We start from the raw sequence: 22,770 nt of genomic DNA, 5'->3' as shown, positions 1-22,770 counted from the left end.
GCAGCTAGCTTCAGGAAGCCTGTACCGGAATCGAGGTAGTTGCCGGAGCCATGTTGCCCAGCTCGAAGTATTCACCCGGACCGGTAACAGTCCAGCCCTGATTCCGCCATTCAGGGCGGTCCAGGACGTTGCGCCCGTCAATCAGCTGCTTGTTGGCCACTACGTCTTCCAGATCCGACGGATTCAGTTCGCGGAATTCATTCCATTCGGTCAGCACCAAGGTCAGGTCCGCATCCTTCGCCGCTTCCTTGAAGGAATCAACGTAGTTCAAGCGCGGGAAGCGGCCGGCAGCGTTGGCGTTGCCTTCTGGGTCGTAGACCGAGACTTCAGCGCCCTCGTTGTACAGGCGGACGGCGATATCCAGTGCTGGCGAGTCCCGCACATCATCGCTGTTCGGCTTGAAGGTCACGCCAAGTACGCAAACATGCTTGCCTGCCAGCTCATTGCCCAGCATGTGCGAGGCCAGCGAGACCACGCGGTCACGGCGGCGCAAATTGATCTGGTCGACTTCAGCCAAGAAGCCCATGGTCTGGCTCAGGCCAAGTTCGCTGACGCGTGCTTGGAGGGCTCGAATGTCCTTGGGCAGGCAACCGCCGCCGAAGCCCACTCCAGCGTTCAGGAAGCGGCGTCCAATGCGCTTATCGTGGCCAATGGCGTCGGCAAGGACCTTGATGTCGCCGCCTACGGTTTCAGTCACCTCGGCAAAGGCGTTGATGAAAGAAATCTTGGTAGCCAGGAAGGCGTTGGCTGCAACCTTGACCAGTTCTGCAGTCTCCAGGTCCGTGGCGATCTCCGGAGTATCCAAGGCAAGGATCGGTGCATAGACTTTGCGCAGCAGTTCCAGTCCGCGTTCATGCTCCAGGCCGTAGACCAGGCGATCGGGGCGCAGGGTATCCTGGACGGCGAAGCCTTCTCGAAGGAACTCCGGATTCCATGCCAGCGCGATGCTGCTTCCGTTCTTGGCGTCTTGGGCAATTTTCTCGCTCAGCCGGCGTGCGGTGCATACCGGCACGGTGGACTTGCCGACAATCAGCGCTTCGCCGGTGATGTGCTCCAGCAGCGAATCCACGGCACCGTCTACGTAGGACATGTCTGCGGATTGCGAGTCGGCGCGCTGCGGGGTGCCCACGGTGATGAAGTGGATATCCGCGCCGGCAGCGACTTCTGCGTAGCTGTCGGTGAAGCGCAGGCGTCCGGAGGCCACATGCTTGCGCAGCAGTTCTGGCAGGCCTGGCTCGTGGAAGGGCAGAACGCCAGCGGCCAGTGCTTCCAGCTTGGCTTTGTCTACGTCCAGTCCAATGACTTCATAGCCCAGTTCAGCCATGCAGGCGGCATGGGTTGCACCGAGGTAGCCGGTGCCGATCACGCTGATGCGTAAAGTCACGAAAGTCCTTCTCTCCGAGAACGCGAACCGATATCAGTTTCTATTAGTTAGCATGCCACACCCCCGCAGCGTGTTCCGGCGTGGAACGCGCTGCGGGGGTGTGAGTTTTCTTGATATTTACGTGTTGGTTGCTGGGAAGCCACTGGGCCTAGAGGGCCAGATGCTCCTTGACCGATCCTGCCAGGGCTTCGGCTTCGGCCTGGGCCTGCTCGTGGGTAGCTGCCTCGACCATGACGCGAACTACTGGCTCGGTCCCCGATGGACGCAGCAGCACACGGCCGGTGGTGCCCAAGCGTGCCTCAGCAGCGGCAATTGCCCGCTGCAGCGGTTCGCATTCTGGAACGCTGGCCTTGTCTACGCCGCGTACGTTGATCAGGACCTGTGGCAGGACGGTCAGCACGGCAGCAAGTTCCTTCAGGGTCTTGCCGGTAGCCTTCACGCGGGCCGCAATCATCAGGCCGGTCAGCACGCCGTCGCCGGTGGTGGCGTGCTTGGAGAAGATCACGTGGCCGGATTGCTCGCCACCCAGGGAGTAATCGCCTTCGCGCATGCCTTCGAGCACGTAGCGGTCACCCACGCCGGTCTGCTTAACAGTGATGCCTGCTGCTTCCATGGCCAGGGTCAGGCCGAGGTTGCTCATCACGGTGGCAACCAGGGTGTTGTCCTTGAGTTCGCCGCGGTCCTTCATGTCCAGTGCCATGACGGCCATGATCTGGTCACCGTCGACGACGGTGCCTTCATGGTCTACTGCAAGACAGCGGTCAGCGTCGCCGTCGTGCGCGATGCCCAGGTCCGCGCCGTGCTCCAGCACAGCGGCCTGCAGCTTCTCCAGGTGGGTGGAGCCGTAGCCGTCATTGATGTTGATGCCGTCTGGATCTGCGCCAATCACGACGATCTCGGCGCCGGCAGCCTTGAACACCTCTGGGGAGCAGCCCGAAGCAGCGCCGTGGGCGCAGTCCAGAACTACCTTCATGCCATCCAGCCGGTTGGGCAGGGCCTGCAGCAGGTGCATGATGTAGCGGTCCTCAGCGTCGGCGAAACGCGAGACTCGACCTACCTCACCGCCGGTTGGGCGTGGCTTTGGCATCTTCAAGCAGGCTTCGATGGCATCTTCCAGCGCATCGTCCAGCTTCTTGCCGCCACGGGCTAAGAACTTAATACCGTTATCCGGAGCCGCGTTGTGCGAGGCGGAGATCATGACACCGAAATCGGCGTTCAGGTCCCCTACCAGGAATGCCGCCGCAGGAGTCGGCAGCGTGCCGGCATCCATGACGTCTACGCCGGAGGCGGCCAGGCCGGCCTCAATTGCGGCAGACAGGAAGTCACCACTGATGCGCGGGTCCTTGGCAACCACAGCGACCGGCTTGTAGCCGTCCTCTGGCTGGCTCAAGCCCAGCACCACCGATGCCGCCTGCGCCAGTTCCAGCGCGAGCTCGGGAGTTAACAGTTCGTTTGCTTTTCCTCGGACCCCATCGGTCCCAAATAACCTTGCCATCGCCTTCAATCATATGCCCTCTGCATTGATTTATACGGCTTAAAGTCCCGCATTGGCAGTGAGATGAGAAAAGATTACTGGGATCTTGCAGTCTTCGGCGTTAAAAGGCCAAAGGCCCCGGCGTCCTTTGCAGGATGCCAGGGCCTTTGGAAAGACCTTGAAGCAAGGTTTAGCGCTTCGAGAACTGCGAAGCCTTACGTGCCTTCTTCAGACCAGCCTTCTTGCGCTCGATGACGCGTGCGTCACGAGTCAAGTAGCCAGCCTTCTTCAGGGTGGCGCGGTTTGCATCGCGATCGATCTCGTTCAGCGAGCGAGCGATACCCAAACGCAGTGCACCGGCCTGGCCGGAAATGCCGCCACCGTTGATACGAGCGATAACGTCGTAAGCACCCTCAAGACCAAGGATCTTGAAAGGCTCGTTGACGTCCTGCTGGTGCAGCTTGTTAGGGAAGAAGTTCTCCAGGGTGCGACCGTTAACGGTCCACTTGCCGGTGCCTGGTACCAGGCGAACGCGGGCGATAGCCTGCTTGCGACGGCCAACTGCTGCACCTGGAACGGTAAGCGGAGCGCGCTCGGTTTCGGCAACTACAGCCGAAGCAGAGGTCTCGGTGGTGTAAGTCGAAGGGGTCTCGCCTTCGAATTCAGTGGTTTCTTCAGCGTTCTGAGCCACGATAATCTCCTATTAAGTATTTCTTCTCGGGGCCAGGACTACTGAGCGACCTGGGTGATTTCCAGTGCCTTTGGCGACTGAGCAGCGTGTGGGTGCTCGGCGCCGCGGTAGACCTTCAGCTTCGACAGCTGGGCATCGGAAAGCTTGTTCTTAGGCAGCATGCCCTTGATGGCCTTCTCAACAGCCAGTACTGGGTTCTTTTCCAGCAGGTCTGCGTAGTTGATGCTCTTCAGGCCACCTGGGAAACCGGAGTGGCGGTAAGCGCGCTTGTTCAGCAGCTTCTTACCGGTCAGTGCAACCTTGTCTGCATTGATGATGATGACATGGTCGCCCATGTCCATGTGTGCAGCATAGGTTGGCTTGTGCTTGCCGCGCAGCAGGGTTGCGGCCTGGACGGCGAGACGGCCGAGTACTACGTCGGTGGCGTCAATGACAAACCACTGACGAGTCTGGTCAGCCGGCTTTGGGGTGTACGTACGCACAGTAATTGCCTTACGTTGATTCGTTTCTGGTCAAACAGTCGCTTGGCTGAAGGCGGTGAGATCCCCCAGTGACAGGCACTGTCGTGTTGTTCTTGTGTTTAGACCAGTACGCCAGGTGAGGACTGATGATAACCGGCCGTCCATATATTGTTCGCACACCCAGCAGACCAGCGACTATGCAACTAAGCCGTCACGCTTGGGCGTGTAGTGTCGAACGTGGACATACACAACTCATAAAAGTTTAGCGGATTAAAGTGTTTCCGGCCAAAAAAGCATGTACGTCGTGAGCAACAACACCCTTAAGATCCCGGGGATTATCGGCTAATCAGCTTTCCATGCAGGCTTCGTCAACCTCAGCTTCGGTTCGCCGTGCGCGGGTCAGGAGTGCTCGTTCCGCCAGTTCTTCAACCTCTGGGTAGTAGACCTCTTCGAGGACCAGGGCCCGCGGGTGCGAAAGCTTGGTCTTGGAGTCGCGGACCATCTGTTCCAGCCGCTGGGCCAGGAACCCCGGTTGCTCACGCCCGTCCCCCACCATCATCGCGGCACCGATTAGCGCACGGACCATGTTGTGGCAGAAGGCATCGGCCTTCAAATGGGCCAGTACCAAGCCGTCGGCTCCACGGGTGAAGGTGAATTCCTGCAGGGTACGAATGGTCGTGGCATGCGGACGGGGCTTGCAGTAGGTCAAGAAGTCGTGGCGGCCCAGCACGCTTTGCGCCTCGCGATTCATCGCCTCGACATCCAGCTCTTCACGGTGCCACGTGGTCAGGTGCCGGGTCAGTGGATCCCAGCGCTGCTGCCCATCGGCAATCCGGTAGGAGTAGCGGCGGGCCAGCGCGGAGAAGCGGGCATCGAAGCCTTCTGGTGCGCGTTCGGCTTCATGCACCCAAACGGCACCATCTTGACGGCCAAGGATGCCGTTGATGCGGCGTACGAGCGCAGGACCGGGAGCCAAGGGCGCCTTGCGTGGCAGTCCCGCGTATTCTTCCTCGGTCAAATCGAAGTGCACCACCTGGTGGCGGGCATGCACACCTGCATCGGTGCGTCCGGCAACAACCACGCGCACGCGGCGCCGGATCATCATTTCCAGGGCCTCTTCAACCAGCTGCTGCACGCCCAAGACATTGGGCTGGCGAGCCCAACCGCTATAGGCGGCACCGTCGTATCCGAGCACCATGCGCATGCGGATCCATGCTGGTGCTGCAGTGGCCCCCAATGCGGTGGTGCCCATTGGATCGATGCTTTCTGGCTGAGTACTCATGTATTCAATTATGCGTAAGCAGACGTGCAACCGTCGAATCAAGTGCCCGCCTTCACGCCGTTATCCACAGGCGCCAAAACGAGAGCTGCTGCCGGGAGTAGCCTATGTGCATTCCACGGACCTGCCGCGCAGGCGGCTGGTTCACTAGCAACGTTCTAAGGTCTCGCCATGTTCAGGAATGCAGTTAGCTTTATCGCGATATCCGCTGCTGTCCCGCTCTGCTTAAGTGGTTGCAGTTCGGGACAGCTGAGCACAAAGCAATCATGCGCCCTCATTAATGAACCGGCCGTAGAGCATTTCATCGAGGAAAAGTGGGCGCTGGCATATATGGGAATTCTTGCGCAGAATTCACAACCTGCGATTGAGGCTTTGGAAACAGCCATCGGCATCTACCGGGAAGTCTCCGAGCAAACTGGCAATAGGCACTTGCGCACTGCATTGCGGTCCGAAATCGAAAACTACCAAGACTTCATTGACCTCATTGCCAATCGCTCCTTTGACGATCCAACGCTCGCGTCAGACGTTGAGGCAGCCGAGGGCGGACTGCAAGATCGATACACCGACTATGTGCGTGAAACGTGCCCAGCTTCCGCTTCTGAACCTGATCCGTCCGCTTCTTAGGAAACCGCTGCTTGCCGATCCGCTCATGTCATACACTGCCTGCAATAACTCCTGATTATAGAATAAACAGGTACTTATCGGTGCCTCACGTGCTGGGCCATCGGATCATCATCGTCTAAGGATCTCCATGTTGAAAAAGTTCGCGGCATCTGCCGCTGCGCTCACCCTTGCATCTGTCATGCTCACTGGTTGCAGTGCAGGCAAACTGTCCACCGAGGAAACCTGCGTTTACATCAACGACCAGGTGGCTGAACGCGGACTGCAGAAGAAGGCGGAGGACTCCAGCGCTGAGCTCTTGGCTGGCGATACATCGGCTTATGCCGAGATCATGAACGAGTTTGATTCCATCCTGGGCGAAGCCGCTGAGAACACGAAGGACAACAAGCTTGCCACGTCCTTGAATGCGGCATCGGAGCAGACCAAGAAAATGGCTGGCCTGATGGCTGAGGGCAACAGCAGCAACATGATGGAAATTTCGCAGAAGATCGCCGAACTGGATACGGCTGAGGCTTCCGAGGCTACCGAATACCTGAATACGGCTTGCCCGGACATGGATTCGTTCAGCTAGGCAATTCCAAGATGCGGATGCCCCTGCCCTCCAACTGACGGGCAAGATCACCCGCGTCTTCACGCAAACAGGCATAAAAAAGATTCCCGTTGGTTCCTTGCGGATCCAACGGGAATCTTTTTCGCCTTTGCAGGCGAGAGAGCATTAGCTCGAAGGGGCTTAGGCCTCTTCGGTCTCAGCAGCCTTCTCGGTAGCCTTGGTGGCTTCCTTGACGACAGCCTGCTTTGGCGAAACTGGCTCCATCACGAGCTCGATAACAGCCATAGGAGCGTTGTCGCCCTTGCGGTTACCGATCTTGGTGATGCGGGTGTAGCCACCCTCGCGGTTTGCCATTGCTGGTGCGATGTTCTCGAACAGTTCGTGAACGATCGACTTGTTGGTGCGCGAACGCGAAGCGATGACGGCCTGGACGCGGCGACGCGAAGCCAGGTCTCCGCGCTTAGCGAAGGTGATCAGGCGCTCTGCGTGTGGACGCAGACGCTTGGCACGGGTCAGGGTGGTGGTGATCTTCTTGTTCTCGAAGAGCTGTGCCGACATGTTAGCGAAAATCAATCGCTCATGTGCTGCACTGCCGCCGAGACGCGGACCCTTGGTAGGGGTAGGCATTGTGGTTCTCCTAGATGAATAACCCGTACTGGACGAATATTTCGTTCAGTCGGATGAAGTAGTGTGTCGCTAGACGCGGGTCTTACAGACCTTCGTCGTATTCGTCGCCATCGTCGATGGCGCTACGAGCGGCCAGATCGAAGCCTGGAGGGGAATCCTTCAGGGCCAGACCCAGTTCAACCAGCTTGGCCTTGACTTCGTCAATGGACTTCGCACCGAAGTTGCGGATGTCCATCAAGTCGGCCTCGGAGCGGGTTACGAGTTCACCCACAGAGTGGATGCCCTCACGCTTCAAGCAGTTGTACGAACGAACGGTGAGTTCCAGATCCTCGATCGGCAGCGCCATGTCAGCAGCCATAGCTGCATCGGTTGGCGATGGACCGATTTCGATACCTTCAGCCTGAGTGTTCAGTTCGCGGAACAAACCGAACAGCTCAACCAGGGTGGTACCTGCGGATGCAACTGCATCGCGCGGGGTGATCGATTCCTTGGTCTCCACGTCAACGATCAAACGATCGAAGTCGGTGCGCTGCTCGACACGGGTTGCTTCCACGCGGAAGGTCACCTTCAACACTGGGGAGTAGATCGAATCAACTGGGATTCGACCGATCTCGCCATCAATGTTCTTGTTCTGAGCGGCAGACACATAGCCACGGCCGCGCTCAATGGTCAGTTCCATGTCGAACTTGCCATTGGCGTTGAGGGTGGCGATGTGCAGATCAGGGTTGTGGAACTCCACACCTGCTGGAGGGGTGATGTCCGCTGCAGTAACGATGCCCGGGCCCTGCTTGCGCAGGTAGGCAACGACTGGCTCGTCGTGCTCGGAAGATACTGACAGGTTCTTGATGTTCAAGACCAGTTCGGTGACATCTTCCTTGACACCGGCTACGGTGGTGAACTCATGCAGTACACCGTCAATTCGAACACTGGTGACAGAAGCACCAGGAATCGAAGAGAGCAGGGTACGGCGGAGCGAGTTACCAAGGGTGTAGCCAAAGCCTGGCTCCAGTGGTTCGATAACGAACCGGGAGCGGTTTTCGGCAACTACTTCTTCGGTCAGGGTTGGGCGCTGCGTAATGAGCACTTACATTTCCTTTCAGCGAGCGTCCGCTATATGACGCCTCACGGGGGTGGAAACGACGGTAGCCTGAGGTGGCCGTTCGTCTTTTTGCAGGCTAATAAGTCCAAGACAGTCACCGGAGCACCCACGAGTGAATGCTTCGGTGACTTCTTAGGCTAAGCCTAGCGAATCAATTAGACGCGGCGACGCTTCGATGGGCGGCAACCGTTGTGAGCGCTTGGGGAAACATCCTGGATGGATCCAACCTCAAGGCCAGCAGCCTGCAGCGAACGGATCGCGGTTTCGCGTCCCGAGCCTGGGCCCTTGACGAAAACGTCAACCTTGCGCATGCCGTGCTCCTGAGCGCGCTTTGCAGCGGACTCAGCAGCCATCTGGGCAGCGTATGGGGTCGACTTGCGCGAACCCTTCATGCCTACCTCGCCGGCCGAAGCCCACGAGATAACAGCGCCAGTCGGATCGGTGATCGATACGATGGTGTTGTTGAAGGTGCTCTTGATATGCGCCTGTCCCTGCGCAATATTCTTTTTGTCCTTGCGACGCGGCTTACGTACCGCTCCACGAGTCTTTGGGGGCATTTCTTCTCCTACGAAAAAAGTATTTGAACTAGATCGCTAAGATTTAGCGAGTCTTCTTCTTACCTGCGACGGTACGCTTCGGGCCCTTACGGGTACGTGCGTTGGTCTTGGTGCGCTGACCGCGGACCGGCAGGCCCTTACGGTGACGAATACCTTCGTAGGATCCGATCTCAACCTTGCGGCGAATGTCAGCCTGAACCTCACGGCGCAGGTCACCTTCAACCTTGTAGGTGCCTTCGACGAAGTCGCGCAGCTGCACGAGCTGGTCATCGGTGAGATCCTTGACGCGAGTGTCCGGGCTGATGCCGGTCGCTGCGATGGTCTCTTCTGCACGGGTCTTGCCCACGCCGTAGATGTAAGTCAGCGCGATAATTACGCGCTTCTCGCGTGGAATGTCCACGCCTGCTAAACGAGCCAAGTGGCTACCTTTCAACGAACGGAGGTCTGGAGCAGTACCTTCCGTGATTGCTCACGGCCCCGGCCTCCGAATCCGGGGGTACACCAGGACTTTCGTCCTAGCTGATACTGCCTAATTGACTACGCGTGGGAATCCCGTAAAAACGGAATTAGCCCTGACGCTGCTTGTGGCGTGGGTTCTCGCAGATCACCATGACCACGCCGTTACGACGGATCACCTTGCACTTGTCGCAGATCGGCTTCACGCTAGGGTTAACCTTCAAGGCTTTGTCCTTTTGCGGTTGCAGTTAAATGTGGAGCAGTAAAAAGCTTTGCCCAAGAACATCATTCAGCGGCCGTAGCACAAGATTGCGCTGCGCACGCTGGGAAAGTCTTGGATTCTGCAGATTTACTTGTAGCGGTAAACGATGCGACCTCGGTTGAGGTCGTATGGGCTCATTTCAACCTGCACTCGGTCCTCTGGGAGGATTCGAATGTAGTGCTGACGCATCTTACCCGAGATAGTGGCGAGCACTACGTGTCCATTCGGCAGCTCCACGCGGAACATCGCGTTCGGCAGTGCTTCCGAGACGGTGCCCTCTACCTGGATGACGCCTTCCTTCTTGCCCATTTTCCCCGCTAACTTTTTTTGTTGGCAATTTCCACCAACAAGTAATTGGTTCTGGTCCTTGATCCCTGTACCGAAAACCCGAGGGTTTTAGGCGCAATTAAATCAGGAACCAACAAACAACGATACGGCATTAGTCCACACAGTGCCAATCGTTCATTGACATTTAAAATGTTAGATCCAGCACGCCACAGCCATGTGGCGTACTGGATCCGATGATTTCCAGGCTGGTGCTAGCCCTGGATCGGCGATGGGGTCACGCCGAATGGGGCCAGTCCGGCCGCTCCCCCATCGTGCGCGGTCAATACCCAGATGCCGCCCATGTGGAATGCCACGGTGTGCTCCCACTGCGAGGCGTTGGACTTGTCGTTGGTGACAACAGTCCAGTCGTCTTCCAGCACGGAGGTTTCGATGCCACCGCGAACCAGCATTGGCTCGATGGCCAAGCACATGCCCGGCTTGATGCGTGGGCCGCGGTGCCCCGAGTTGTAGTTCAGCACATCCGGTGCCATGTGCATCTGCGAACCGATGCCATGGCCGCAGTAATCCTCGAGGATGCCCAGCTCGTCGCCTGGCTGGCTGGTGACGAAGTCATCGATGGCCTGGCCGATCTGGCCGATGAAGCGTGCGTTGGCCGCCGCGGCGATGCCGGCCCACATGGCCTGCTCGGTGATGTCGCTCAGGCGCTGGTCAGCTGGGTCGATGTTCTCGCCCACCAGCACGGTGCGTGCCGAGTCGGAGTGCCAGCCGTCGATGATGGCGCCGCCATCGATCTTCAGCACGTCGCCGTCCCTCAGCTCGTAGTCCGATGGGAAGCCGTGGACTACCTCGTGATTGACCGAAGCGCAGATGTTCGCTGGGAAGCCATGGTAGCCAAGGAAGTTGCTGGTCGCGTTGTGGCGTTCGAGCACCTTGCCAAAGGCCTGGTTGATCTCTTCGGTCCGCACCCCGGGCCGAGCCATCGCAACGGCTTCGTCCAGCGCTTCAGCCAGCACCAATCCGGCCTGGCGCATCTTCAGGATCTCGGAGTTGGATTTGTACTCGATTTTCGGCTGTCCTAAAGCCAATGTGATTCCCCTGCCTCAAAGTGTGATGTCCTTGCCGTGTGCCGCTGCCGGCAACCGCAAGGTCCATCAATGCAAAAAGTGCGCAGGGACCGGGCTGCAACATCCATTGTTGCTGCACGGTCCCTGCGCGTTGTAACGCTTGTGTCTAGGCGTTGACGTTCAACGCTGCAAGAACACGCTCGGTGACTTCGTCGATAGCGCCCAGGCCGTCGACCTTGCGCACGATGCCGCGTTCCTCGTAGCGCTCCACAACGACGCGGGTCTCGTCGTTGTACAGGCCCAGGCGGTGGCGGATGACCTCTTCGGTGTCATCGGCGCGGCCTTCGATCTGCGCACGCTTCAGCAGACGGGCTACCAGCTCGTCGTCATCAGCGGTCAGCTGCAGCACTGCGTCCAGGGCGATGCCCTTGTTGGCCAGCATCGCATCCAGCGCGTCCACCTGCGCACTGGTGCGCGGGTAGCCATCGAGCAGGAAGCCCTTGGCGACGTCGTCCTGGTTCAGGCGGTCTTCAACCATGTTGTTGGTGACCGAATCAGGGACAAAGTCTCCGTTGTCAATGTACTTGCTGGCTTCGAGACCCAGCGGGGTTCCGCCCTTGACGTTGGCACGGAAGATGTCGCCGGTCGAGATGGCGACAATGTCCAAGCGCTCGGAGATCTTTACGGCCTGGGTGCCTTTGCCGGCACCGGGTGGTCCAATAATAAGCAGTCGACTCATCGCAGAAGCCCTTCATAGTTCCGTTGCTGCATTTGAGCATTGATTTGCTTGACGGTTTCCAAACCCACACCAACCATAATCAGGATCGATGTACCGCCAAATGGGAAGCTTTGGTCAGCGTTGAACAGCACGAAGGCAATCAGCGGGATCAACGCAACGAACGCAAGGTACAACGCGCCCGGGAAGGTAATACGGGAAATCACGTACTGCAGGTAATCGGCGGTCGGACGACCAGCACGAATGCCCGGAATGAATCCGCCGTACTTCTTCATGTTGTCGGCGACCTCTTCAGGGTTGAAGGTAATCGCAACATAGAAGTAGGTGAAGCCGATGATCATCAAGGTGTACACCAGCATGTACCACGGCGATGAAGTTGCCGAGTGCTCCTGCAGCCACATCGCCCACTGGGGCAAGGTGCCGTCATCGTTCTGGTTGAACTGAACGATCATCTGCGGCAAAGCCAGGATGGAGCTGGCGAAGATCACTGGGATCACGTTCGCCATATTCAGCTTCAATGGAATATAGGTGGAGGTGCCGCCCACGGTGCGGCGTCCCACGGTGCGCTTGGCGTACTGCACCGGAACACGTCGCTGGGACTGCTCGACGAAGACCACCAGGGCTACAATCAACAAGCCCACCAGCAGCACGCCAATGAAGGTCATGATGCCCTGCGCCTGGAAGATGGCGCCCATCGAGGATGGGAAGCCCGAAGCGATGGAGATGAAGATCAGGATGGACATGCCGTTGCCGATGCCGCGCTCGGTGATCAACTCGCCCATCCACATGATCAGGCCGGTGCCTGCGGTAAGGGTGATGATCATCAGCAGGATGACAATCAACGAGTCATCCGGGACCAGCGGAAGGGTGCAGCTTGGGAACAGGCTGCCGGTACGGGCCAGGGTGACCAAGGTGGTTCCCTGAAGCAGTGCCAAGGCGATGGTCAGGTAACGCGTGTATTGCGTCATCTTGGCCTGGCCGGCCTGGCCTTCCTTGTGCAGGGCCTCGAAGTGCGGGATCACCACACGCAGCAACTGGACGATAATTGCCGCAGTAATGTACGGCATGATTCCCATTGCGAAAACCGAGACCTGCAACAGGGCGCCGCCGCTGAACAGGTTCACGAATGAATAAAGTCCACCGGTGGTTTCACCCATTGCCAGACACTGCTGAACGTTGCTGTAATCAATGCCCGGAGCGGGAATGAATACACCGACACGATAGATCGCAATGATCCCAAGCGTGAACAGCAACTTGTTGCGCAGATCAGGCGTCCGAAAAACTCGGGCTATGGCGCTGAACAAGCGTCCTCCTGAAGTAAGTGCTTGAGCCTGAGGAAGAGATTCTTCCCAGACCTAACGATTCTAGCGGTCTGTTAGGCAATCCTGCCAAATGCGCCACACGAAATGCACACAAATGTTTGCAGGAATGATCCTAAACCGACTAATCAGCCAAGCAATTATAAGAAATCTTAGAATGTTTCGCCGAGAGAAAAAGAAAGTCCCGGTTCACGTTGATTGCTCAACGCGAACCGGGACCATTCAAAGGCTTGACCCTGTATTAGAGGGTGTTTGCCGAGCCGCCAGCAGCAGCGATCTTCTCGGAAGCGGAAGTCGAGAAGGCGTTAACCTTCACGTCAACCTTAACCGTGATGTCGCCGGTGCCCAGCACCTTGACAGGCTGGTTCTTGCGAACGGCGCCCTTGGCAACCAGTGCCTCGACGGTGACTTCGCCACCTTCTGGGAACAGTTCCGAGATCTTGTCCAGGTTTACAACCTGGAACTCGACGCGGAATGGGTTCTTGAAGCCGCGCAGCTTTGGCAGACGCATGTGCAGCGGAAGCTGACCACCTGCGAAGCCTGCCTTCACCTGGTAACGAGCCTTGGTACCCTTGGTACCGCGACCTGCGGTCTTACCCTTGGAGCCCTCACCGCGACCCACGCGGGTCTTAGCGGTCTTGGCACCCTCAGCTGGGCGCAGGTGGTGAACCTTAAGTGCTTTTTCTTCAGCCATCTCTACTTCGCCTCCTCGACCTTCAGCAGGTGTGGGACCTTGTTGACCATGCCAACAGTCACAGGATCGGCGGTGCGAACAACGGTGTGACCGATGCGCTTCAGACCCAGCGAGCGAACAACGTCGCGCTGGCTCTGGTTTCCACCAATGATGGACTTGACCTGGGTGATTGCCAGCTTGGCATCGCTTGGAACAATGTTCTTAGCCATTGATTAAGCACCTGCCTTCTGGGCCTGGATGTGACGCAGCATTGCTGCTGGTGCAACCTCGTCCAGCGGAAGACCGCGGCGAGCTGCAACAGCTTCAGGCTCTTCCAGAGCCTTCAGTGCAGCAATGGTGCCCTGAACGATGTTGATCTGGTTCTGCGAACCCATCGACTTCGACAGGATGTCGTGGATGCCTGCGCACTCCAACACGGCGCGCACTGGGCCACCGGCGATAACACCGGTACCAGGAGCTGCTGGACGGAGCAAGACAACGCCAGCGGCGGCCTCACCCTTGACCAGGTGTGGAATGGTGGTGCCAACGCGTGGAACGCGGAAGAAGGACTTCTTGGCCTCTTCTACGCCCTTTGCGATAGCAGCAGGAACTTCCTTGGCCTTACCGTAGCCAACGCCGACCATACCGTTGCCGTCGCCAACGACCACAAGTGCGGTGAAGCTGAAGCGACGACCACCCTTGACGACCTTGGAGACGCGGTTGATAGCTACAACGCGCTCAAGGAACTTGTCCTTGTCTTCGTTGCGGCTATCCTTCTGGTCACGACCACGACCGCGGCCTTCGCCACGTCCACGGCCTTCACCACGACCGCGGCCTTCGCCGCGACGGGATCCTGCGTTCTCGGTAGCGGGAGCCGATGCAGTCTCGACTGCTTCAGTAGCTTCAGACACCTGAGTTTCCTTCTTGTTAGTTGCTTCGCTCACAGTGCCAGCCCACCTTCACGTGCGCCGTCAGCAACAGCAGCCACGCGACCGTGGTACTTGTTGCCACCGCGGTCGAAGACAACTGCTTCGATGCCAGCAGCCTTGGCGCGCTCTGCAACGAGCTCACCAATGCGCTTGGACTTTGCGGTCTTGTCGGCATCGCTTGCGCGAAGATCTGCTTCCATGGTCGATGCGCTGGCCAGGGTGATACCCTGCGAGTCGTCTACGATCTGTACGAAGATGTGACGAGCCGAGCGGTTGACAACCAGGCGTGGACGAACGGAGGTACCAACGATGTGCTTGCGCAAACGCTGATGACGACGACCGCGCTGAGCGGACTTGCTCTTGCCCTTGATTCCGATAGCCATGATTACTTACCAGCCTTTCCGACCTTGCGGCGGATGATCTCGCCAGCGTAGCGAATGCCCTTGCCCTTGTAAGGCTCGGTCTTGCGCAGCTTGCGGATGTTAGCGGCAACTTCACCGACGTGCTGCTTGTCGATACCGGCAACGGTGATCTTGTTGTTGCCCTCGACCGAGAAGGTGATGCCTTCAACGGCAGCAACCTTCACTGGGTGCGAGTAGCCCAGAGCAAGCTCCAGCTCGGCACCCTTAGCCTGTACGCGGTAACCGGTACCGTGGATTTCGAGCTTCTTCTCGTAACCATCGGTTACACCAGTGATCATGTTGCTGATCAAGGTACGGGTCAGACCGTGCAGCGAACGAGCCTCGCGGGAGTCGTTCGGGCGGCTGACGGTAACAGTGTTCTCGTCCTTGGCAACGGTGATTGGAGCCTTAACGGTGATCGAAAGTTCACCCTTAGGACCCTTGACGGCGACCAGCTGGCCGTCGACGTTCAACTCAACGTTGGCAGGTACGGAAATCGGAAGACGTCCAATACGTGACATTGTATGTTTCCCCTTTCCCGTTACCAGACGTAGGCGAGGACTTCCCCACCCACGCCCTTCTTTGCAGCCTGACGGTCAGTAAGCAGACCGGAGGAGGTGGACAGGATAGCGATACCAAGACCACCGAGCACGTGAGGCAGGTTGGTGGACTTTGCGTAAACGCGAAGACCTGGCTTGGAGATACGGCGTACGCCAGCGATCGAACGCTCGCGCGATGGGCCGTACTTCAAAGTGATAGTCAGAGTCTTGCCGACTTCTGCTGCAACTTCCTCGAACGAGGCGATGTAGCCCTGTTCCTTGAGGATGTTAGCAATGCGCACTTTCAGCTTGCTCGACGGCATCGACACAGTGTCGTGGTAAGCCGAGTTGGCGTTGCGCAGACGAGTCAGCATATCTGCGACTGGATCTGTCATAGACATGTGGGCTTCAGCCCTTCCTCGTTACGGTTTCCTTAGCGGACCTGTAACGTAGTGAGATTAGTTGTTGGTCTTGAATGGGAAGCCCAGAGCCTTAAGCAAGGCACGGCCTTCGTCATCAGTCTTGGCGGTGGTAACGACAGTGATGTCCATACCACGTACGCGGTCAACCTTGTCCACATCGATTTCATGGAACATCGACTGTTCGGTCAGACCGAAAGTGTAGTTGCCATTGCCATCGAACTGGCGGTCGCTCAAGCCGCGGAAGTCGCGGATACGAGGCAGTGCCAGGGTGATCAGGCGGTCGACGAATTCCCACATGCGATCGTTACGCAGGGTGGTGTGGGTACCGATTGGCATGCCTTCGCGCAGCTTGAACTGTGCGATCGACTTGCGGGCCTTGGTAACCACTGGCTTCTGACCGGTAATTGCGGTCAGGTCGCGTACGGCGCCTTCAATGAGCTTCGAGTCCTTGGCTGCTTCGCCAACACCCATGTTCACGACAACCTTGGTCAGGGATGGTACCTGCATTGGGTTGGCGTAGTTGAACTGCTCCTGCAGGGCAGGGCGGATGTCAGCTGCGTACTTAGCCTTCAGACGTGGCTGGATCTTGGTGGCTGCTTCAGTCATTACAGATCCTTTCCGGAAGCCTTGGCGTAACGAACGCGTACAGTCTTGGACACGCCGTTCTTTTCTACGGTTTCCTCGCGGAAGCCGACGCGGGTTGGCTTCTTGGTCTCTGGGTCAACCACTGCAACGTTGGAAACGTGCACTGGAGCCTCAACAACCTCGATGCCGCCGGTGGTCGAACCGGATTCGGTCTGACCTGCCTTGGTGTGCTTGGTGACGCGGTTAACGCCTTCGACCAGCACGCGGTTGGACTCGGTAATGACCTTCAGGACCTTGCCCTGCAAGCCACGTTCCTTGCCAGCGATGACCTGAACCAGGTCACCCTTCTTGATCTTTGCGCCCATGGTTACAGCACCTCCGGAGCCAGCGAAACGATCTTCATGAACTTCTTGTCACGAAGCTCGCGGCCCACTGGGCCGAAAATACGAGTACCACGAGGATCGGCAGCGTCACCCTTGAGGATAACTGCAGCGTTCTCGTCGAACTTGATGTAGGAACCGTCTGCACGACGGATTTCCTTCTTGGTGCGAACGACGACTGCCTTTACGACGTCGCCCTTCTTTACGTTGCCGCCAGGAATTGCATCCTTGACGGTAGCGACAATGGTGTCGCCAATGCTTGCGTAGCGACGCTTCGAGCCACCAAGAACACGAATGGTAAGGATTTCCTTAGCACCAGTGTTATCGGCAACCTTAAGTCGCGACTCCTGCTGAATCACTTCTTACTCCTGTCGTCTCGCTGGTTCTCATGAATGAGCCTTGCGGAACGGATATGGTCTCCACGATACGTATCGCTTACCCCCACTGGCGCGGGCGCACCGAATGCTGATCCCAAATGCCGGCAGGGCCGAGGCGTAAAATATCGAGGCTGCACTTGCGCGGCCAAACGGATTTGGACCGCACTGCATTATGTCGAAGGTGGATAGTCCCCGGGCATGATGCGCACAGATTCTTAAGTCTAGCCTAGAGTGGCGCGAATCCGAAATGGTGTGGTAAGAGAAAAGCGAGCGTCGTTCGTCACACCTTGGACACCGCAGATTCGCTGAATTTCGGGGTTTTGGTGCTGCCATCCAGTTGGGCAACTGGTCGCTTGCGGCGGCATCAGGGTGCCATTCGAGGTCGCCCATGCGCCGCCGTGGATGAAAAGCGGCTGAATCGCCAAAAGTGAAATTATTTTTCGGTCAGCCCTGGGCAGCTCCAGCATCCGGCCGTCACCGGCAGGAATCATTGCTCAGCGACGGAATTCGACCGTGGCGCTCACCGCAAGATGATCCGAGCCGTCGATGATGTGAGAAGAAGAGCCCGTGATGGACAGGCCCTTCGCCACGATATGGTCAATGCCGATCAATGGCGGGAAGCTTCGGCCGGCTGGCCAGGTCGCGCGGGGCCAGACTCCATCAGCCTGCGCATACCCGTCCCCCAGGGCACGGAATCCTGGATGGGAGCGAACGGAGTTGAAGTCGCCAGCAAGGATAACGGGATGATCCCGCTGCTGATTCGACCAGTCGATGACTGCTTCCAAGCCCTGGCTCCATCGTTGCGCATCGCCAACCGGCGGATAGACATGGATGCCGGCCACTCGCACGACCCCACCGGGTGCCTGCACATCGGCAACCGGCAAGGAGTACCAACCGGTGTCCGCTGAATCCAGATCGGTGGAGCGTTCCTGCAATGGGTACTTTGAGAAAATCACGGTATCCCGTTCTCCCCCGGCGGGTGCCTCTTGGCTCCGATAGCCAAATCCATCCAGCGCGTCCAGCGCTGCGAGCTGCTGGTGCATTGGTTCGCTGGTTTCAACAAGGACGAGAATCTGCGGATCCGTGTCCCTGATCAGTTCAGCTAGCTGCGCCGGGTTCGCTCCTGCCTTCAAGGCATTGAACGATAGGAGAACCAGCTCGGAGCTGCCGTTTCCGGTCTGGCCAGCGGGAGAGCTCCATTGCACGTTGGGCAGTGCACCGCAGAGCAGGAACACCAGCACGAACCCGCTGATGAGCCATTGCTTGCGCAGTAGCCCGATAACCAGAACCACTGCCGGGAAGAACAACAGATATGGTTGGAATGCCTGAACCTTGGGAATCAATCCTGCACCGGGGAAACCCAGATACGGGAGAATGCCAATAGCTAGGGAAGCAACAAGAAGCGTACCCATAGGCCATCCCAGGGATGGTTTTCGGGCACGCGTCATCGTCATCATCATCCGAGCCTATTCGAAGCAGACGACAATTCCGGCAAGGACACTTCCGCCTAGGTACGATAGCGGCTCGATGCGATTGCGACTGCCCTTGGCTTCTTCATCACTGCTGCGAGGCCCACTGCGCGACGCGCTGGGCGCTCTCTTCCAGCGACAGGTCTTCCACCCTGGACATGATGGACCAGCGCACACCGAAGGGATCCAGAATCGAAGCGAAGCGGTCACCCGAGACGAAGTTGCCCAGTGGTTCTCGGATACTGGAACCGGCAGCCTCGGCCCTGGCCACCACCTCATCTGCGTTTTCGCAGTAGAAACCCAAGGAATAGCAGGCATTCGGCGCAGCTGGCGGGCTGACTAGTCCGTAGGCCGGCGAAGGTTCCCCGATCTGCAAACGGCCATTGCCGAATGCAATTTCTGCATGCACGACAACGCCTCCCATTTCGGTGGAATCTACCACTGTCGCACCGAATACTTCTTCATAGAATCCCAGCGCTGCCCTTGTGTTGGGCACAGTCAAGAATGGCGTCAGACTGGTGAATCCATGAGGGACACCGGCAGTTGTATGCATTCCCGTCACACCTTGCGTGACTTCATCTTGATTTTCCATGTCCCTAGGCTAAGCCTGTGTGGCACGCTGGTTCTTGTAGATATGCGACAACCCGCACGGGTGGTAGAGGCCATGGAATCAGCACCGGATCCGCGAGGCGTTCTCTATCCTGCCCGGCTATCGGCAATCGAGCGATTCTCCCCCGGTCCAGGACTGCAGGAATTGGTCTCCTGGTTTTGGCTGGTGGATTGGAACATCGCGCCCGGACGTACCTCACGGCAACAACTCCTGCCCTTTCCGCAAATGAATCTGGTCATTGAGCCAGAAGGCATTACGCTATCCGGCCCGGCCAGCGGCGCTTCGCACCGCGACCTGTCCGGGAGCAGTTGGGCAGTCTCCGCCTTGTTGCGCCCAGCGGCTGCGCAGGCTCTCAATGTGTCCCCCGCAGAGTTGCTGGACCAGGAAATCCAGTTCAGCGCACCTGGGCTGCTGGCCTCGATAACAAGGATGAAGACTCAACCAGGCCACGGGAACTCCGGTTCGGCCTGTGCCGAGCTCTTCGATTCGTGGCTCACCGCTCACCTTCCAGCAGCCACAAGTTCTGGCCTCCAAGCTAATAAGCTGCTCGACACCGTCGCAGCGGAGCGCGGAATCGTAAGGGTCTCCCAACTGGCCCATCGCTTGTCGCTCAGTACACGCAGTCTGCAACGGATTTCGGAAAGGTATTTGGGACTGGCTCCGCTGGCGGTGATTCGGCGGTACCGTTTGCAAGAGGCTGCTCATCGGCTGCGCGCAGACACTGCAGTTTCTATCGCTGGCATCGCAGCGGAAATGGGGTATGCGGATCAAGCCCATCTAGCGGCAGACTTCCGCAAAGTCTTGGGCTACTCCCCTGTTACCTATCGAAAGGGCAGAGCCTAGTCTGGCAGTACTGCCGCCACGGCACTGATTTCAACCAGCGCACCTGGCACACCGAGCTTCGCGACGAAGGCTGCAGACACCAGGGGTGGTTCAGTGGCTGCCAACTGTTCACCTATGGCTCCATAGACGCTGTTGACGTCGGTTCCTTCCACCAGCAGCACGTTCCACTGCACTACATCCTGGAATCCCGCGCTGGCCGCCGCCAGTGCGAGCTTGGAGTTTCCCAGTGCCTTGGTCGCCTGCGTTGCGGCATCCCCGGCTCCGATCAGCTGCCCTGTGCCGTCTACGGCGTTCTGCCCGCCAACATAGATAGTCGTGGCACCCGGCGGGACGATGGCTACGTGGCTGAAAGCTGGAGAGTTGACAAGGCCAGCGGGACGCAGTTTCCTGATCTGTTCCATAGTCCAGTGTGGCATTTTATTCACTGCTTTTTAAGACAGAAATGCCCCGAACTCTTCTTGCGAAGTGTTCGGGGCATTCTCCAATCACGAGATCCGTGAAATCGGAGCGAAAGCTTACTTAGCCTTCTCCACGATCTCAACGAGACGCCAGCGCTTGTCAGCAGACAGCGGGCGGGTCTCAGCGATGACAACCAAGTCGCCGATGCCGGCGTCGTTGTTCTCGTCGTGAGCCTTCACGTTCTTGTTGCGACGCATGACCTTGCCGTAAAGGGCGTGCTTAACACGGTCCTCAACGTCTACGACGATGGTCTTCTGCATCTTGTCAGATACCACGTAACCACGGAGGGTCTTGCGGTCGTTACGCTCGGTAGCGTTATCCACACCGTTCTCCTTCTCGCTCATTACTTGGAATCCTTCTTGGTTTCTTCAACCGGAACAACGACATCCTGACGAATGCCCAGCTCGCGCTCGCGCAGCACAGTGTAAATGCGTGCAATATCGCGCTTGATGGTCTTCAGGTTCCCGTGGGAATCCAGCTGGCCGGTAGCCGACTGGAAACGCAGGTTGAACAGTTCTGCCTTGGCCTTCTTCAATTCCTCGTTCAAACGAGCGGTATCGAAGCCGTCCAGGGACTCAATGCTAAGGTCTTTCGAGCCGATAGACATCCCTATTCACCACCTTCACGACGCACGATGCGTGCCTTCATTGGCAGCTTGTGGATTGCAAGACGCAATGCCTCTTTAGCTACCTCTTCACTGACGCCACCGAGTTCAAACATGACTCGTCCTGGCTTTACGTTGGCGACCCACCACTCCGGCGAACCCTTACCGGAACCCATGCGGGTTTCGGCAGGCTTCTTGGTAAGCGGACGGTCTGGGTAGATGTTGATCCAGACCTTACCGCCACGCTTGATGTAACGGGTCATGGCGATACGAGCGGCTTCGATCTGACGGTTAGTCACGTAAGCCGGGGTCAACGCCTGGATGCCGTACTCACCGAAAGCAACGGTGGTACCGCCCTTGGCAGCACCCGAACGCTTTGGGTGGTGCTGCTTGCGGAACTTCACACGACGTGGGATAAGCATTTAAGCCTGTCCTCCTTCCGCAGCCGGAGCTGCAGCGCCCTTGCGATCGTTACGACGACGGCGTTCGCCGCCACGTGGACGGTCGTTGCCGCCACCGCGGCCGCCACGAGCTGGAGCAGCAGCTTGCTGTGCAGCCAGTTCCTTGGCGGTTACGTCACCCTTGTAGATCCAGACCTTCACGCCGATACGGCCGAAGGTGGTCTTGGCTTCGAACTTGCCGAAGTCGATGTTCGCGCGCAGGGTGTGCAGTGGCACACGGCCTTCGCGGTAGAACTCCTTGCGGGACATTTCTGCGCCGCCAAGTCGACCGGAGCACTGAACGCGGATGCCCTTGGCACCAGCGCGCATTGCCGACTGCATTGCCTTCTTCATCGCACGGCGGAAAGCCACGCGGGAAGCAAGCTGCTCGGCGATGCCCTGGGCGACCAGCATGGCCTCCATGTCAGGGTTCTTGACCTCGAGGATGTTCAGCTGAACCTGCTTCTTGGTGAGCTTTTCCAGCTCGCCACGAATACGGTCAGCTTCTGCACCGCGACGACCAATGACGATACCTGGACGTGCAGTGTGGATATCCACACGTACGCGGTCACGGGTACGCTCGATCTCGACGCGGGCGATGCCAGCGCGATCCATGCCGTTAGACAGCAGGGCGCGGATCTGGACATCTTCCTTCACGTAGTCAGCGTAACGCTGGCCTGGCTTGCTGGAATCAGCGAACCAGTGGGAAACGTGATCGGTGGTGATGCCGAGACGGAAACCGTTCGGGTTAATCTTCTGTCCCATTTAGTTCTCCCCACCCTTCTGCGTGGTTGAAACAACCACAGTCACGTGGCTGGTGCGCTTCTTGATCTGGAATGCGCGACCCTGTGCACGCGGCTGGAACCGCTTCATGGTCGGACCTTCGTCAACAAACGCTTCGCTGATAAACAGCTCGTCCTCATTGAATGCTTCACCTGCGCGGTCCGCGGCGGCACGGGCGTTAGCCACTGCCGATGCGACAACCTTGTATACCGGCTCCGAAGCTGCCTGTGGGGCAAACTTCAAGATGGCCAGTGCTTCGTTGGTCTGCAGACCACGAACAAGGTTGACGACGCGCCGGGCCTTCATAGGCGTTACGCGGATGTGACGCGCAATTGCCTTGGCTTCCATTGCTATCCTTCTCTCGTCTATCGAAGAAGTGCTAAGCGAT

The 22,770-nt window shown here is 58.1% G+C and carries 33 protein-coding genes and 1 pseudogene; 3 read left to right on the top strand and 31 right to left on the bottom strand.

From position 1 onward, the window contains the following. Positions 1-10 precede the first annotated feature (10 nt). From EDF61_RS06965 to truA, 5 genes are all read right to left on the bottom strand, one after another. Positions 11-1,384 (bottom strand): UDP-glucose dehydrogenase family protein, encoded by a 1,374-nt coding sequence (locus EDF61_RS06965; protein ID WP_133833633.1) that lies wholly within the window; start codon positions 1,382-1,384, stop codon positions 11-13. 148 nt (positions 1,385-1,532) lie between these two features. After that, entirely contained in the window at positions 1,533-2,879 is a 1,347-nt protein-coding gene (glmM, locus tag EDF61_RS06960; protein WP_105657641.1) for a phosphoglucosamine mutase, read from the bottom strand. 169 nt (positions 2,880-3,048) lie between these two features. Further along, complete coding sequence (gene rpsI / locus EDF61_RS06955) at positions 3,049-3,549, bottom strand: 30S ribosomal protein S9 (protein WP_060702200.1); 501 nt, start codon at positions 3,547-3,549, stop codon at positions 3,049-3,051. 38 nt (positions 3,550-3,587) lie between these two features. Beyond that, positions 3,588-4,031, bottom strand: a complete 444-nt coding sequence (gene rplM / locus EDF61_RS06950) for a 50S ribosomal protein L13 (RefSeq protein WP_105657642.1) — start codon at positions 4,029-4,031, stop codon at positions 3,588-3,590. Positions 4,032-4,356: 325 nt separating this feature from the next. Further along, positions 4,357-5,292 (bottom strand): tRNA pseudouridine(38-40) synthase TruA, encoded by a 936-nt coding sequence (truA, locus tag EDF61_RS06945; RefSeq protein WP_286172137.1) that lies wholly within the window; start codon positions 5,290-5,292, stop codon positions 4,357-4,359. A 168-nt stretch (positions 5,293-5,460) separates the two neighbouring features. Between truA and EDF61_RS06940 the strand changes: the two genes are divergently transcribed. Then, entirely contained in the window at positions 5,461-5,913 is a 453-nt protein-coding gene (locus tag EDF61_RS06940) for a hypothetical protein (RefSeq protein ID WP_133833632.1), read from the top strand. A gap of 127 nt (positions 5,914-6,040) precedes the next feature. Beyond that, positions 6,041-6,481, top strand: a complete 441-nt coding sequence (locus EDF61_RS06935; protein ID WP_133833631.1) for a hypothetical protein — start codon at positions 6,041-6,043, stop codon at positions 6,479-6,481. 165 nt (positions 6,482-6,646) lie between these two features. Here the strand turns inward: EDF61_RS06935 and rplQ are convergent. The 20 genes and pseudogenes from rplQ to EDF61_RS06835 form a co-directional block, all read right to left on the bottom strand. Beyond that, a pseudogene (gene rplQ, locus EDF61_RS06930) lies at positions 6,647-7,087 on the bottom strand (50S ribosomal protein L17); the annotation flags it as partial. Positions 7,088-7,169: 82 nt separating this feature from the next. Then, entirely contained in the window at positions 7,170-8,171 is a 1,002-nt protein-coding gene (locus EDF61_RS06925; RefSeq protein WP_105657647.1) for a DNA-directed RNA polymerase subunit alpha, read from the bottom strand. Positions 8,172-8,341: 170 nt separating this feature from the next. Further along, positions 8,342-8,743, bottom strand: coding sequence for a 30S ribosomal protein S11 (gene rpsK / locus EDF61_RS06920; protein ID WP_038992179.1), 402 nt, complete (start codon positions 8,741-8,743; stop codon positions 8,342-8,344). Between the two features lie 43 nt (positions 8,744-8,786). Further along, complete coding sequence (gene rpsM / locus EDF61_RS06915; protein ID WP_105657648.1) at positions 8,787-9,161, bottom strand: 30S ribosomal protein S13; 375 nt, start codon at positions 9,159-9,161, stop codon at positions 8,787-8,789. A 148-nt stretch (positions 9,162-9,309) separates the two neighbouring features. Next, positions 9,310-9,423 (bottom strand): 50S ribosomal protein L36, encoded by a 114-nt coding sequence (rpmJ, locus tag EDF61_RS06910; RefSeq protein ID WP_013349661.1) that lies wholly within the window; start codon positions 9,421-9,423, stop codon positions 9,310-9,312. A 125-nt stretch (positions 9,424-9,548) separates the two neighbouring features. Then, entirely contained in the window at positions 9,549-9,770 is a 222-nt protein-coding gene (infA, locus tag EDF61_RS06905; protein WP_013349662.1) for a translation initiation factor IF-1, read from the bottom strand. 230 nt (positions 9,771-10,000) lie between these two features. Then, positions 10,001-10,834, bottom strand: a complete 834-nt coding sequence (gene map, locus EDF61_RS06900; RefSeq protein WP_133833629.1) for a type I methionyl aminopeptidase — start codon at positions 10,832-10,834, stop codon at positions 10,001-10,003. A 145-nt stretch (positions 10,835-10,979) separates the two neighbouring features. Further along, positions 10,980-11,552, bottom strand: a complete 573-nt coding sequence (locus EDF61_RS06895; protein ID WP_105657650.1) for an adenylate kinase — start codon at positions 11,550-11,552, stop codon at positions 10,980-10,982. Next, on the bottom strand, positions 11,549-12,853 hold the full coding sequence (gene secY / locus EDF61_RS06890) for a preprotein translocase subunit SecY (protein ID WP_105657651.1): 1,305 nt from the start codon (positions 12,851-12,853) through the stop codon (positions 11,549-11,551). The genes EDF61_RS06895 and secY overlap by 4 nt, the downstream gene beginning before the upstream one ends. A gap of 256 nt (positions 12,854-13,109) precedes the next feature. Next, the gene (gene rplO / locus EDF61_RS06885; RefSeq protein ID WP_105657652.1) at positions 13,110-13,562 is read right to left on the bottom strand and encodes a 50S ribosomal protein L15; all 453 of its coding nucleotides are present in this window, start codon (positions 13,560-13,562) and stop codon (positions 13,110-13,112) included. Between the two features lie 2 nt (positions 13,563-13,564). Beyond that, the gene (rpmD, locus tag EDF61_RS06880) at positions 13,565-13,771 is read right to left on the bottom strand and encodes a 50S ribosomal protein L30 (protein ID WP_073705901.1); all 207 of its coding nucleotides are present in this window, start codon (positions 13,769-13,771) and stop codon (positions 13,565-13,567) included. Positions 13,772-13,774: 3 nt separating this feature from the next. Next, positions 13,775-14,452: a 30S ribosomal protein S5 gene (gene rpsE, locus EDF61_RS06875; protein ID WP_181148849.1), complete on the bottom strand. Its 678-nt coding sequence runs from the start codon at positions 14,450-14,452 to the stop codon at positions 13,775-13,777. A gap of 29 nt (positions 14,453-14,481) precedes the next feature. Then, positions 14,482-14,853, bottom strand: coding sequence for a 50S ribosomal protein L18 (gene rplR, locus EDF61_RS06870; RefSeq protein ID WP_105657654.1), 372 nt, complete (start codon positions 14,851-14,853; stop codon positions 14,482-14,484). Between the two features lie 2 nt (positions 14,854-14,855). After that, positions 14,856-15,392 (bottom strand): 50S ribosomal protein L6, encoded by a 537-nt coding sequence (rplF, locus tag EDF61_RS06865; protein WP_105657655.1) that lies wholly within the window; start codon positions 15,390-15,392, stop codon positions 14,856-14,858. A gap of 20 nt (positions 15,393-15,412) precedes the next feature. Then, positions 15,413-15,811 (bottom strand): 30S ribosomal protein S8, encoded by a 399-nt coding sequence (gene rpsH, locus EDF61_RS06860; RefSeq protein ID WP_013349671.1) that lies wholly within the window; start codon positions 15,809-15,811, stop codon positions 15,413-15,415. 57 nt (positions 15,812-15,868) lie between these two features. Next, positions 15,869-16,438: a 50S ribosomal protein L5 gene (gene rplE / locus EDF61_RS06855; protein ID WP_038992189.1), complete on the bottom strand. Its 570-nt coding sequence runs from the start codon at positions 16,436-16,438 to the stop codon at positions 15,869-15,871. Further along, positions 16,438-16,782 carry a 50S ribosomal protein L24 gene (rplX, locus tag EDF61_RS06850; protein WP_013349673.1) on the bottom strand — a complete coding sequence of 115 codons (345 nt, stop codon included), beginning with the start codon at positions 16,780-16,782 and terminating at the stop codon, positions 16,438-16,440. Before rplX ends, rplE begins: the two co-directional genes overlap by 1 nt. Positions 16,783-16,784: 2 nt before the next feature. Then, positions 16,785-17,156: a 50S ribosomal protein L14 gene (rplN, locus tag EDF61_RS06845; protein ID WP_013349674.1), complete on the bottom strand. Its 372-nt coding sequence runs from the start codon at positions 17,154-17,156 to the stop codon at positions 16,785-16,787. Between the two features lie 512 nt (positions 17,157-17,668). Beyond that, positions 17,669-18,586: an endonuclease/exonuclease/phosphatase family protein gene (locus EDF61_RS06840; RefSeq protein ID WP_166650717.1), complete on the bottom strand. Its 918-nt coding sequence runs from the start codon at positions 18,584-18,586 to the stop codon at positions 17,669-17,671. Positions 18,587-18,731: 145 nt separating this feature from the next. Then, positions 18,732-19,235, bottom strand: a complete 504-nt coding sequence (locus EDF61_RS06835; protein ID WP_133833627.1) for a VOC family protein — start codon at positions 19,233-19,235, stop codon at positions 18,732-18,734. Between the two features lie 72 nt (positions 19,236-19,307). Between EDF61_RS06835 and EDF61_RS06830 the strand changes: the two genes are divergently transcribed. Further along, complete coding sequence (locus tag EDF61_RS06830; protein WP_133833626.1) at positions 19,308-20,096, top strand: helix-turn-helix domain-containing protein; 789 nt, start codon at positions 19,308-19,310, stop codon at positions 20,094-20,096. On the opposite strand, the gene EDF61_RS06825 is transcribed toward EDF61_RS06830, so the two are convergent. The 6 genes from EDF61_RS06825 to rplV form a co-directional block, all read right to left on the bottom strand. Further along, positions 20,093-20,512, bottom strand: a complete 420-nt coding sequence (locus tag EDF61_RS06825) for a RidA family protein (protein WP_402695896.1) — start codon at positions 20,510-20,512, stop codon at positions 20,093-20,095. The two genes, EDF61_RS06830 and EDF61_RS06825, sit on opposite strands and share 4 nt — an antisense overlap. Positions 20,513-20,611: 99 nt before the next feature. Further along, positions 20,612-20,899 carry a 30S ribosomal protein S17 gene (gene rpsQ, locus EDF61_RS06820; RefSeq protein WP_105657660.1) on the bottom strand — a complete coding sequence of 96 codons (288 nt, stop codon included), beginning with the start codon at positions 20,897-20,899 and terminating at the stop codon, positions 20,612-20,614. Beyond that, positions 20,899-21,162: a 50S ribosomal protein L29 gene (rpmC, locus tag EDF61_RS06815; protein WP_105657661.1), complete on the bottom strand. Its 264-nt coding sequence runs from the start codon at positions 21,160-21,162 to the stop codon at positions 20,899-20,901. The genes rpsQ and rpmC overlap by 1 nt, the downstream gene beginning before the upstream one ends. 2 nt (positions 21,163-21,164) lie before the next feature. After that, on the bottom strand, positions 21,165-21,581 hold the full coding sequence (rplP, locus tag EDF61_RS06810; protein ID WP_105657662.1) for a 50S ribosomal protein L16: 417 nt from the start codon (positions 21,579-21,581) through the stop codon (positions 21,165-21,167). Continuing rightward, complete coding sequence (gene rpsC / locus EDF61_RS06805) at positions 21,582-22,364, bottom strand: 30S ribosomal protein S3 (protein WP_013349682.1); 783 nt, start codon at positions 22,362-22,364, stop codon at positions 21,582-21,584. After that, positions 22,365-22,730 (bottom strand): 50S ribosomal protein L22, encoded by a 366-nt coding sequence (gene rplV / locus EDF61_RS06800; protein ID WP_013349683.1) that lies wholly within the window; start codon positions 22,728-22,730, stop codon positions 22,365-22,367. Positions 22,731-22,770: the final 40 nt, after the last annotated feature.

Source organism: Arthrobacter sp. JUb115, assembly GCF_004365035.1.
GTDB lineage: Bacteria > Actinomycetota > Actinomycetes > Actinomycetales > Micrococcaceae > Glutamicibacter.
The sequence above is the reverse complement of the archived record's forward strand: the minus strand, read 5'-3'. Positions and strand labels throughout refer to the sequence as shown.